We start from the raw sequence: 12,944 nt of genomic DNA, 5'->3' as shown, positions 1-12,944 counted from the left end.
TTTAGGACCAATATTCAATTATATATGACGATGGCGTTAGCAAACGGCCTAGACAAGCCAGTTATACAAAGAGCAATTGTGGTTGATAATAATATTATTAACGCACATTATTTAAAGAAAATGCTCGCAGATGAAGGGATGGAAATTACTATTGTATCGGATACTATCCAACTTTATCAGTTTATTCAGGAGGAAGAAGTTAAAATGGTTTTCCTTGATAGTGAAACATTGGGATCACATTTAGAGGATACTATTTTCCAGCTTAAACAAAGAATCTCCTATCCTGTGACTATAGTGGGTACTACACCTTATAGTTTAGCAGGTGCAAGAAAGAAACTTATAGGTATGGGCGTTGAATTTGCGCTAAGTACACCTATTTATAAAAAGCACCTACGCGAAATTATAAAATCTGCGACTATAGCATAAATCCTTTCCACTTACTTGCGAAAAGGATTTATACAAATATTACTTTCGATACTAATTCACCTTTTTATAAAGATGATACTGGCATCTTACGATCTACTTTTTTAACTAGTCCTGATAATACTTTTCCTGGACCACACTCAATAAATTCTGTAGCACCGTCAGCAATCATTGCCTGAACTGTCTGTGTCCAACGTACAGGTGCAGTTAATTGAGCAATTAAGTTCTCCTTAATTACTTCAGGATCTGTTTGCGGCTTAGCATTTACATTTTGATAAATTGGGCAAGTTGGTTGGCTTAATTGAGTTTCCTCGATCGCCTTTTGTAACTCTTCTCTTGCCGGCTCCATAAATGGAGAGTGGAATGCACCACCTACAGGAAGAGGTAAAGCACGTTTTGCTCCAGCTTCTTTAGCTACTTCACAAGCTTTCTCGATACCTTCCTTGCTACCTGAAATTACTAATTGACCTGGACAGTTATAGTTTGCAGCAACTACACCTTCTACACCATCACATACTTTCTCAACATCTTCGTCAGAAAGACCTAAGATAGCAGCCATAGTCGATGGGTTCAATTCACATGCTTTTTGCATTGCATCAGCTCTTTTAGCTACTAAAGATAAAGCATCTTCAAAGTTTAAGGCTCCACAAGCTACTAAAGCAGAAAATTCACCTAATGAGTGACCTGCAACCATATCCGGAGTAAACTCATCTGCACATAATGCTGTAATTACTGAATGTAAAAATACTGCAGGCTGAGTTACGTTTGTTTGCTTAAGTTCTTCAGCAGTTCCTTCGAACATCACGTCAGTGATACGGAAACCTAAGATTTCGTTTGCTTTTTCGAAAAGCTCTTTTGCTTTTGGATTAGAATCGTATAGGTCTTTACCCATACCTGTAAACTGAGCTCCTTGCCCAGGAAATACATATGCTTTCATAAATATATATATTCAAATATTGTTATTTCTTCAATTTTGCGGAGGCAAAGATAATGAATAAAGTAAGGAGTAAGAAGTAAGATGTAAGGAGTTTTCTGAGGATCTCTTTAGAATTGACTATTATCATTTAGCAAGGTTGATTTTTATTGATTTCAGCATATTATTAGCACCAATTGAAGATAAAAAGTGGATTTTTTATTGTATTAACGATCCTTATCGTACTTCTATACAAGAACTTATTATTTATTCCTTCGTACTTCATTACCTTTGTGAATCACAAAAAATTTTAATGAGTTTATGAAAATCAAAGAGGCCGTTTTTGTTGTAAGTAATAGTGATGCTTCTAAATGTCCTGCTCCTGATAGACCAGAGTATGCTTTTATTGGTAGATCCAATGTAGGGAAATCATCACTTATAAATGCATTGACAAAACAGAACAAACTTGCAAAAACATCTTCTACTCCAGGAAAAACACAGCTAATCAATCATTTTTTAATTAATGATGAATGGTACTTATGTGATTTACCAGGATATGGATATGCTCAGGTGAGCAAAACAGAACGAGCTAAGTTTATGGGAATGGTAAAAAACTACATTTCCACAAGACAAAACTTATTAAATACTTTCGTTTTAGTAGATATCAGACATGAGCCTCTACAAAATGATTTATCGTTTATGCAATGGATGGGAGAAAATGGACTTCCTTTCTGTATTGTATTTACAAAAGCAGATAAATTAGGACAAGGAAAGGCTTCAAAAATGATTGCTCAATACAAAAGAGTGTTAAAACAAACTTGGGAAGAATTCCCTCCTATGTTAATTACTTCTTCGGAAACCCGACAAGGCTGTAAAGATCTGCTTGATTATATTCAGCAGATTAATGAATTCTACTTTGAACAAGAAAAATAGCAGTTTTTTTTAGACTGATTTTCAATAACATTTAATTTAATTTGCAATTTATTTTTGAAATGATTTTGCAAATTAAATTTCTCACATTACTTTTGCATCGCTTTTAAGGAAAAACACTCCTAAAAAGTAGAGTTTGAAATATCTTCCTCTTTAGCTCAGTTGGTTAGAGCATCTGACTGTTAATCAGAGGGTCCTTGGTTCGAGTCCAAGAAGAGGAGCAAAAGCTTATTTTCAAATTCATTCTCCTTTAGCTCAGTTGGTTAGAGCATCTGACTGTTAATCAGAGGGTCCTTGGTTCGAGTCCAAGAAGGAGAGCAACAAATTACATATTTGGAAGAATATCTTCCTCTTTAGCTCAGTTGGTTAGAGCATCTGACTGTTAATCAGAGGGTCCTTGGTTCGAGTCCAAGAAGAGGAGCAATAAGCCTTAGCAGAAATGTTAAGGCTTTTTTGTGTTCTATTATTTGGATCACTAGAGCTTATTTCATTGAAATCATCCCTTAGCTCACCTTATGAATGCTCTTTATTCCACATCTCTTGTAATTATTTCCTAATTATCTCTACGAATTACTAGATCCTAATTTCTAATTACTAATTTTGCACTCAGCGTACGCCGCTCTGTCGCTTCAGCTTGACTGAAGAGGAAAGTCCGAGCATCAGAGAGCATCACACTTCCTAACGGGAAGGCATCCTTTTTTGGATGACAGAAAGTGCAACAGAAAGTATACCGCCTTCGGGTAAGGGTGAAATGGTGAGGTAAGAGCTCACCGCGTTTATGGTGACATAAATGGCATGGTAAACCTTGTGAGATGAAAGACCAAATAGGTCTTACTTTCCTTCGGGAGTGAAGTTGCTCGCTTCATAGTTTTTCGAAACAAGTAAGATGGGTAGGTCGATGGAACCTGTGAGTGATTGCAGGTCTAGATAAATGACAGGGATCACATCACTTTCTTTTTTAGATAGTGATGGAGATACAGAACTCGGCTTATAGGCGTACGCTTTTCTTTTATTTCCCTTATTGAATTATTCATTATCAAAACCAATATCGTGAAACGTTCCATTATCATTATCACATTATTATTTGGTGCATTTCAACTTCAGGCACAAAAATTAAATTTCAAATCCATTGAAGATCTATACCAATTCTTAGATTATAAGAAAAACCCGAAAGAATTGGTCAGTGCACACAGAGGTGGACCTTACCCTGGATATCCAGAAAACTGCATTCCTACATTTAAACATCTTGTTAAAAGTATTTACGCTCCTGTTATTGAATTAGATGTTGAGATGAGTAAAGACAGCGTAATGTTTTTAATGCATGACAACGAGCTAGGACGTACAACTACAGGAAGTGGCTCTGTAAGAGATTATACTTGGAAAGAGTTACAAGATATTCGTCTAAAAGATGATGATGGGAATCTGACAAAGTTCAAGTTTGATTCCTTCGAAAAAGTATTAAAATGGACTTCTAAAGGTTATGCCGTACTTACCGTTGATGTAAAAAAAGGTGTTCCTTTTGAAATGGTTGTTGAGGCTATTAAAAAGGCAAAAGTAGAAAAGTACGCGGCAGTAATTACTTACAATTGGGAAGATGCAAAATTAGTACATCAACTCGCACCTGATTTAATGATTAGTGTAACTATTATGAACGACGAACATTGGGAGAAAGCAAAAGCATCAGGAATTCCTTTCAATAGAATGATTGCTTTTACAGGAACTCGTCTCAATGATAAAACACTCTATGAAAAATTACATAAGGAAGGCATATTCTGTATCAACGCGACTTTCCATACGACCGATAAAGAAAAAAATATCGAAAAAAGAACATCAGAATACAGAGCTGCTTGGGATTTAGGTGTTGATATTATTGCTACCGACCTCCCTATTGAAGCTTGGAAAAGTAAAGAATAAAATACAAGCATCACTGATAATAAATCGGTGATGCTTTTTTATTAGAGCTACTCTAAAACTATTTTATTTCTAGAAATATTTCGTCCTGACTTTACTACAACAAAATACATCCCTGTAGGTAAATGAAGTGGCAAGTCAAACGGTTGAAGAACTACTTCTGCATTAGTATTCTCTATCTGGTTTCTATCGATTAACAACCCTTGTTGGTTAAATATTTCGATAGATATATTACTTCCTTTTAAGGCACCTTCAATAGAGATCTGAGAAGATTCGTTACGTCTTATTTTATTAGGGAAAATTTTCGATTCTAACTTTGTAAAGGTTGGTGAGAATTTCATTTGAATAGGACCAAAAGATTCATTTTGACCATCAAAATCATATTGAACTAATCGATAATAAGCACTAGCTAGTGGCGAATCATCATAAAAGCTATAATCTATGGCATAATTACTATTGCCCCCTTCGGCAGAAACAACCCCTATTATTTCCCAATTTTGTTGATCGGTGGATCTATGAATCTCAAAATAATCATTATTAATTTCTTGGGCAGTTGTCCAATCTAAAACTACCTGACTACCGTCTTTCGATACCGAGAAATAAGAAAGTACAATAGGAAGGTCATCTGTATTATTTGTGATACTAATCTGATCAACACTTTCAATTGCCTTTACTCTACCATGACTAAATTTATTAGTATAACTAATGCCTTCTTTTGAATCTACAAATGATAATGTTATCGTCCTTTCAGCACTGAGGTAATTTAATAGTTTTAGTTTATCCTCATTTTCCATATGGTTTTTATTACCATTATCATGGTATCTATCTAAACCAAGTTTCGCATCAGAATCTATTACTTTCCATTTTATGGATTGTAAGATACTTTGAATATCCTCTAAAGAAGTCAATGCATTTGATTGATCACTCATCACAATTTCATTTTCCTGGAATCCTGTAGTCGTTACTTTTAAATATTTCCCATACCAACCCGAAGCTGAATTAACAGTAATAGACGGCAAAAGTGAAACTCTAATTAGATCTGCATCGCTTTCTCGACCATCCAATTGTGAATTGTCCCATAGATTTACAGAAACACCGATAGCGTTACTTCCAGATGCTCCTAAATCTAATGCTAAACTCCCAAAAGGGCCATTACTTAAAGTGTTGTTACTTTTAAGTTCTTCACCTCCATTTTTAATTTGCTCGTAGTTTTCTATATCATTCTTTAACGCAGTGTTTTTATCAATTTGATTCTGAAAAATAGTATTTAGTATGGGGATAAATCCTAAAAAAGAACTTTTTAGTCCTTGCCAAAAAGAAATCGCATTATCTATTTCTGTAGTTGTGATTTCTGATATACTCAAAGTACCAGAAACATACATTTTATCATTTAAATCAACCGTTGAATAATTGAGGTTAGCATTGCCACTAATATGGATTTCACCATTGCCTTCAATAGTAATTTTGGAATCAACAGAATTTTCAGAGTCACTATCACCAATGGTTAGATCTCCTTTGACAATTAACATTCCTCCAGCTTCGACTTTTATTGTAGAATAGTTCGTCAGCATCAAATTTCCATTCACTGAAAAAATTGCCCCGTCTTTCACTACTAAGTTTGTTCCATACAATCTGATACCATTTTTGGTATCCCCCGTTAATGTCAAACTACCATTAACATCATACCTAAAATTGTTATCCAAAGTAAGAGTTCTATGGCTATCTTTAGCTTTAAAAGATCCACTTGAAGACACAACACTACAGTTATTACTAATAGTCATGTCAGAATTTAAATCTTGTGGCGAGATACACGTAGCAAACAGGTTTATACAATAAAATTGTAAAACGAATAAAAATGATAATCTAATCATGGTCCTTCAGTTAATCGCAAAAGCAGTCACGCTTAAAAAATAATACAGTAACATAAAACCTATAAAAGATAGATATTTGGTTTTGGGTTAGGTTTAATTTCAATTACGGATACTTTTATGATAGGTTAAAAAGACAATATTTTAGGTAGTATAACAGATAGTAAAGAATTGATATTTCCACTTAAGGATTATAATAATACCGTTAACCTTACTTGTATTAATCTTAGTTTTATAAGAAAAATGTGCGCATAGATCCGTTATCTAGGAATTTATTATCAGAAACACCTATAAGCTTACATTAAGTTAAATTTTTCCAAGTGGGAACTTTTTTCAAAAAATAGACTTTTTCTAACAATTCATTGAACAAACTAACATAAATCACTCAATTTGAATTCTTTATTTATTTGAAGTTGTTAAAAAGTTTAACTTACTTTGGGCGACAATTAATACGACAACTGCAAGTACATTGCTATCCTATCAATTAAAAAAAGCGACAAAAACTAACATGCTTCGTACTTGCGATTAAATCTAAAATTGTTCTTCATTCAATCTAAATTAATTACTTGACTCAAATGAAAAACCTACTGTGGAGAATAAACTTTGTTTTTATTCTCATTGCTCTATCTATTACTTCTTGTCATAAACAAATTGATGAACCTGTAAACGAACAAGAAGCCTCTAATATCAGAATGCCTTTTAACCAACAACTCTATCTCCTTAACTCTACGAACAAAGGCTCTGTTATTTATGAGATTGATTATGATTTCCAAGGCCTAGAAGATGAAGCCTATCTAACGGAAATGAAGCTAACAAAAAATGGTCGCCCTTTTACCATCCCAAGAGGTGGCCACATGTGTATTAGTCCAAAAAACGACTATATCACAGTAGTTGTTAGTAGAAAAAAGAAAATCTACTTGGTAGAAATTGCTACTAAAAAAGTAAGAGAAATTCAGCTATTCGCATATAATCCTAAAGTGACACAACAAGAAATGAAAGCGAATATTTCGAAATACAGATTTAGAGGTAAGATTACTCAAGTCGATGTCGATCAAGATGGATATTTATTTATTGCCGGAAAATCTGGGTTTTACAAAGTAGTAGCCGATTGGGGGCCTGCTAAAAATGGAGGATCAGACATTTGGAATGACAAAGATCCTTTTCTACAAGGAACAAAATACTCAGGACAAGTATGGGTAAATGTTGTAAAGTTCCAATTCTCAGGAAATATTGCTGTAGAAGGCTCAGAAGACGAACAATTCTTTGAAGATGATACTTACTTCGAAGAAAATGAGATTCAGGCACTGAATAAAGTGAAATTCCAAGGGGGTGATATCTTATTCACACAAAACTCTTCTGAAACAGATGGTTTCGAAGAACAAAGACTGATCTCTTTCTCTCAATGGAAAGGCGGTACAGCTATTTATCTTAACAACATGGATTGGGATTGGGATGATCTAAAAGTAGAGTTCAATGCTGGTTCTATCTTTGGAGGTTTAAATACTAAAATCGCCGAAAAAATGGGAGGTAGAGTAACAGGAGCTGCCCTAACTGGTGATAATATGGTATTTACCTCACATCACTTTTCTGAGTATTTACAACTAAGAACTTTAAATGGTAAGGTGGTAAAAGATGATGTAAAAATGATCATCTTAAATGAAAGCGGTGAAGAGATCAATACGCTTTATCATAATTGGGGGGATATGGCCTCTACTCAAGCTTTTGATAAGAACTCTTTTAACACTACAGATCCTTCACAAAACTCTAGAGAAATTGATGGTGAATATTACGATCAATGGTTTAGAGGTGAATTGGACGGATATCAATATGCTGAAGTAAAGTTATACCGTCCTCATAACTTCAACTATGGAGTTAAAGATCTGTCTCATGACAACTATAATGTTTCTAAGGAGTCTCGTCAGAACTCAGCTAATGCCGATTTAGCTGACTTCAGAAAAAATGCAAGCAAATTTGTTTCACTTGGTGGAGAAGATGGCTATGTGTTAATGCAATTACCCAACAAGGTTACTGTTACGGATGAAACAACTTTACAAGTAGTAGAAACATCATGGGGTAAAAAACCTTACTATGAAGATGTAATGGAAGCATGGGATGCCTATCAAGAAAAAGCGGCAGTTTATGTTCATGCATCTTACAATGGTAGATATTATGAAGATGGTTTAGAAGACTCTGATGATTGGGTAAAAATTGGTGATGCTTATATCGCTAATAATGAATTCCATTTAGCAGGAGACCTTCCAGAAGGAATTGAAGTTTCTTGGATTAAAATCGTTGATAATGGATCTAATACAGGAGACGGCTTCGATGTAAACTTTGTCGCAACTTATGAGAAGCCTCTAGACCCATCTGCTCTAACTGATAGAGATATTCTAATGTTATTCTATGAGTCTACCAATGGTGAAAACTGGACTAATAATGAAAATTGGGGTAGTGATTTACCATTAAGTGAATGGTATGGTGTTGATACTAATGATGAAGGACGAGTTGTTAGTATTGCTATCTACAATAACAATATCAATGGAGAAATACCTAATGAGTTTATTTATTTATCAGAATTAACTACAGTCTTCTTACCTCTTAATAATTTAGAAGGAGTAATACCTCAAGATATTGATTTGCTTAGTAAGCTGTCATTCTTTATCGTTAATGACAATAATCTATCGGGAGATATTCCTGTAAAATTCGGTAATATATTAACCTTAAACTTTCTAAATCTAGGAAATAACAGTTTTAATGATGACGACTTCCCTGAAGAAATCAAACAGTTGCCGTTATATTCGAGTTTCTCTTTTATTCTTTAAAGTAGGAAAGTAACCACTTTCATATATAATAACAGGGCCATCACTTTTAAAGCGATGGCCCTGTTTTATGTTATTTGCTATACTATAGAAATTGATTATTGCACTACTATCTTCTTTATCACCTTATCTCTACCAAAATTAAATTGTAATAAATACATACCTGTATTGATATCTTCTGGTAATGTGATTGATCCTATCTGTTTGTTAAATTCTTTAGACATAATAAGTTCGCCTTTAATATTTAATATATTTAGAACGTAGTATTCATCTAAAGATATTTGCCTTGAAAATTCAAAATTTACTTTTTCTCCTTTTTGGTTATGATTAGGGTAAACCAAAAAGTCTGCTAAAATATTAGAAACAGCATTCACTTTAATTGGACCAAATATTTCTGACCTACCATCAAAGTCAAACTGGTGTAATCGATAATACGCAGATTCTGCCACTGCAATATCAGTATATTCATAACTTGTAGACACATTTGTAGTACCTTGAGCTGATACTTTATGAATTGTCTCCCAATTTTTATTATCAATAGATTTTTGCACTAGGAAATAATCAGCATTAAATTCAGAAGCTGTTTCCCAATTTATTTCAACGTCATCATTAACAGCTTCAGCAGTAAACGATATCAATTCAACAGGTAAATCTCCTGGTATGCCTACATTAATTGTTACATCTCCCCCATCATTTAATACTCTAGCATTACTCATCATTCTAGAACCACTACCCACATCAGTAATCGTAATTGTTACCTGAGGGTCTGCTGTAAAATAATTGTAAAGTGTTTCTTTTTCTGTCTCATCTGCCTCATCATTTTTATAAGCAATCAACGCTGATTGTACATTTGAAGGCAGAGACCAAACTATATTTTTTAAAACATATTTAAAACCATCCAAAGAAGTAACATTAATTGCTTCTTGGTGTCCACTTAAGTGTGAACCTTCAATATCCACATGTCCTGTAATTGAAATCTGCTTATCAGCTAAAGATAAAGGATCATCTAAGGTGATGTTTTCTAAATCGGCATCTGTAAAAATTCTTAAGGACTCAGTTGAAAATCCATCATCAAAAAATTTGGCATTATTGGCAACAGATGGAAAATTATTAATGACTAAATTAGCTGAGAATGGGTCATTTGAAATATTTGTGATATCATCATCGATATTTACATTATTATCAATAGCCAATTCTAAATCTGCAATTAAATCATCTAAATATGCTAAATAGTCATTTAGAGCACCACCAAAGACAAGAATATTAGCCCAAAATACAATTGTTCTCCAACCACTTAATTGATTCACTCCAACCTGGTCTATTTGTTCACTACTTGATGTCCCTAATACATTAAAGTTACCATCAATATATCCTAAAATATAATATAATGTAGCGTTACCAACTACAGTAAGTGTTCCTCCTGTGTTAACAGTAAGTGTGATACCAGAAGTCTCTTCAAAGGTATCATGTTGAGTAAATAGATTTCCCTTTACATAAAGTAAACCACCATTTTTCACTGTTATCTTTGATAGGTTGTTTAAAATTAAATCACCTTCAATAATAACTGTAGCATTACTCTCTACTATAAGGTGAACCCCATGTTGTGGTACATATTGGCTATTCACTTCAATTGAATCACCCGTTAGCTGTAAAGATGTATAGTCTATATTAACGGTTGCTTCGTTCGTTCCATCACCAACAGTCCAAGTAATATCTGTTCCATTCGCAATAAGACTTTCATTACCTCCAGATTTATAACAATAATCTGTTTGAGTAATATTTGAGTTCACATTGCCTGATAGAGTTTCAGAACAATCTTGTGCTTTAATTATAGATGTTGAAAATAACGTACAAAATAATAACAGGAAGGTGTAATAGTATAATTTATATTTCATAGCAAATAAGTTAGCCGTTCAATTGATTGTAAACAGTAGTTATATTAGTTAGAGAAATATTTATTTAATAATGTAGAGTACCAATATCTTTTCTAGCTTGTCGTATTTAGCAATTGAACAGGAATGTGTAAGTTTTATGAAAATAGGAGAATAAAAAATCGATCCAATTATCTTAATAAATGGAAAATTCTCGAGTTTTCATCACGAAATAAAGAATTTAACACTAAAATTCCATGAAATATGTTGATTTTGTGTCATTTAAATGAATTATTTCTTCATTTTTATTGTTGGCATCCGATTCGAAAGACATAAAAACAAATAACGTAAAGAGTATAATATGTTGAAGTAATTTCATAGCCTTGGGTAGTATAAGTAGTTGATTATTATACAGTAAAGGGAAACACTTAAAGTTTGTACTCATATAAAAACAAAAAAGTCATTCTTTTTTTGAAAGAATGACTTTTTTGTTTCGAATTGGAATCTTCTAGCGAACAATTAATCGTTTTCTTGCTATTGATTTCCCGTTTCTAAAAACCACATAATATACTCCTGGCTTCATCTCTGAAGTTAAATGGAGTGATGTATATGTTGCAGATTGTTTTAATTCTATTTCTTCTGATTGCAACATTCGGCCTGTTCCATCATACATAGATGCTGACATCATAGATGCTGGTATTCCTCCAGAAAGTCGGAAATTAACCTTTTCTCCATTTACAATATTATTAGGCATTAATGTCACTTCAAATTCTTCTGACACTGATGTAGTTGTTACATACAATGGCCCGAAGAACTCATTCAATCCATCAAAATCAACTTGATGTAATCTATAATATGCTTTCGACAATGGAGCCTCATCTATAAATTCATATTCGACAGCTACATTTGAATTTCCTTGAGCGTTTACCGTCCCAATAGTTGTCCAATTTTGTTGATCAGAAGACCTTTGCACATCAAAATGAGATGCGTTTTGTTCTGAGGCAGTTTCCCATTCTAATACAACTGTTATAGTTTGAATAAATGCATTGAAATAAGTAAGTTCAACAGGAAGATCTGGTACACTAATTGGAGGTTTTTGAGATTTATCTATTCCCCCAAAAAAGTCAGAATTGTTTTCTCCATCAATCGGCTCAAAATTATTCCCACCCAATATTGTATCAATAAAATCTACAAAGTTTCTATAAGTTGATTTATTTTCAAGACAAAAACAACCAAAGTAATTTTCTGGAAAATCATCATAACCATCTACCACTGTTCTTAAATATGCATCAATTAATTCATTTTTTGATTTTGAATCATCAAACTCCTCTACATATACATAATCCTCAACATAAATTTTATTATGATTTCCAGTTTGAGTCTTAGCGTCATCTGTAAATACATTAGTAAAATTAAAGAAAGCACTATCTGTTACATGTAAATTCGTATTATGAGTTTCTCCATTTATATTTTCTAATGGCACTCCACCGGTAGCCTGATCGCCTTTAATAATAATTGTAGGGCTTATCATTGAATTTGTGTAAAAATTACCTTGAACAGTTAAAAGACCAGTTTCTTCAATCTGTATTGAAGACAAATGATTCATTGTAAAGTCACCGTAAATATATAATCTAGCATTAGCTCCAATGATTAAGTCTATACCATATTTATCAATAGTTAAACCTCCATTGGATTCCGTTACACTTGTAAGGTTTACTGAAGATACATCCCATACAACTACTGTATTATCTTCAATCTTTATTTGTACCTGATTATTAATAGCTTTAATATTTATATCTCCACCATCTTGTAAACAAGAATAATTTGGATTAGACCCACCCGAAGAATAGATATAACTTGAACCATTAAGGTCGCCAAAAACATCGGGGCATGTTTGTGCATACGACACTCCTTGAACTACCAAGATCAAGGCGAAGGATAAAATCTTGTAAATATCAAATCGCATAGAAGTTCTAATTATTAGTTAATAAATATCACTTATCAATGGAGTACAGAAAACTTGAATGTAATTGTTAACTATAATATGCCTGTAGAAGTAGTCAATTGATAAGTCATTGAATTGTCGTGAAGATCAGTTGATAGATTTTAGCAGTCATGTCAATCGTTTAGCTCTATTTCACTGATTCTCAATATTTAGTGTAAATATCATACCAATTGCATTATATGTATATATTTTAGGATAAAAAAA

At 33.2% G+C, this 12,944-nt stretch carries 8 protein-coding genes, 3 tRNA genes and 1 other RNA gene; 8 read left to right on the top strand and 4 right to left on the bottom strand.

Annotation, left to right across the window (positions count from 1 at the left end; translation table 11 throughout):
* Positions 1–30: 30 nt before the first annotated feature.
* Entirely contained in the window at positions 31–426 is a 396-nt protein-coding gene (locus tag HGP29_RS18305) for a response regulator (protein WP_168883873.1), read from the top strand.
* Between the two features lie 64 nt (positions 427–490).
* Here the strand turns inward: HGP29_RS18305 and fabD are convergent, their stop codons facing one another.
* Positions 491–1,360: an ACP S-malonyltransferase gene (fabD, locus tag HGP29_RS18300; protein WP_168883872.1), complete on the bottom strand. Its 870-nt coding sequence runs from the start codon at positions 1,358–1,360 to the stop codon at positions 491–493.
* Positions 1,361–1,657: 297 nt separating this feature from the next.
* Between fabD and yihA the strand changes: the two genes are divergently transcribed.
* From yihA to HGP29_RS18270, 6 genes are all read left to right on the top strand, one after another.
* The gene (gene yihA / locus HGP29_RS18295) at positions 1,658–2,269 is read left to right on the top strand and encodes a ribosome biogenesis GTP-binding protein YihA/YsxC (RefSeq protein ID WP_168883871.1); all 612 of its coding nucleotides are present in this window, start codon (positions 1,658–1,660) and stop codon (positions 2,267–2,269) included.
* 144 nt (positions 2,270–2,413) lie between these two features.
* Positions 2,414–2,487, top strand: a tRNA-Asn gene (locus tag HGP29_RS18290).
* 23 nt (positions 2,488–2,510) lie between these two features.
* Positions 2,511–2,584 (top strand) — tRNA-Asn (locus HGP29_RS18285).
* 29 nt (positions 2,585–2,613) lie between these two features.
* Positions 2,614–2,687 (top strand) — tRNA-Asn (locus HGP29_RS18280).
* 187 nt (positions 2,688–2,874) lie between these two features.
* Positions 2,875–3,273, top strand: an RNA gene (rnpB, locus tag HGP29_RS18275) — RNase P RNA component class A.
* A gap of 43 nt (positions 3,274–3,316) precedes the next feature.
* A complete protein-coding gene (locus HGP29_RS18270) occupies positions 3,317–4,180 on the top strand; it encodes a glycerophosphodiester phosphodiesterase family protein (RefSeq protein WP_168883870.1) in 864 nt (287 codons plus the stop codon).
* A gap of 47 nt (positions 4,181–4,227) precedes the next feature.
* Here HGP29_RS18270 and HGP29_RS18265 read toward each other — a convergent pair whose 3' ends face one another.
* Entirely contained in the window at positions 4,228–5,958 is a 1,731-nt protein-coding gene (locus HGP29_RS18265; RefSeq protein WP_168883869.1) for a T9SS type A sorting domain-containing protein, read from the bottom strand.
* Between the two features lie 662 nt (positions 5,959–6,620).
* Here HGP29_RS18265 and HGP29_RS18260 point away from each other — a divergent pair.
* Positions 6,621–8,867 carry a hypothetical protein gene (locus HGP29_RS18260; RefSeq protein ID WP_168883868.1) on the top strand — a complete coding sequence of 749 codons (2,247 nt, stop codon included), beginning with the start codon at positions 6,621–6,623 and terminating at the stop codon, positions 8,865–8,867.
* A 95-nt stretch (positions 8,868–8,962) separates the two neighbouring features.
* Here HGP29_RS18260 and HGP29_RS18255 read toward each other — a convergent pair whose 3' ends face one another.
* Both HGP29_RS18255 and HGP29_RS18250 read right to left on the bottom strand, forming a co-directional pair.
* Positions 8,963–10,759, bottom strand: coding sequence for a T9SS type A sorting domain-containing protein (locus HGP29_RS18255; RefSeq protein WP_168883867.1), 1,797 nt, complete (start codon positions 10,757–10,759; stop codon positions 8,963–8,965).
* A 484-nt stretch (positions 10,760–11,243) separates the two neighbouring features.
* Positions 11,244–12,701 carry a hypothetical protein gene (locus HGP29_RS18250; protein WP_168883866.1) on the bottom strand — a complete coding sequence of 486 codons (1,458 nt, stop codon included), beginning with the start codon at positions 12,699–12,701 and terminating at the stop codon, positions 11,244–11,246.
* Positions 12,702–12,944: the final 243 nt, after the last annotated feature.

The organism is Flammeovirga agarivorans (assembly GCF_012641475.1).
Lineage (GTDB): Bacteria > Bacteroidota > Bacteroidia > Cytophagales > Flammeovirgaceae > Flammeovirga > Flammeovirga agarivorans.
This window is presented reverse-complemented; position numbering and strand designations above follow the sequence as displayed.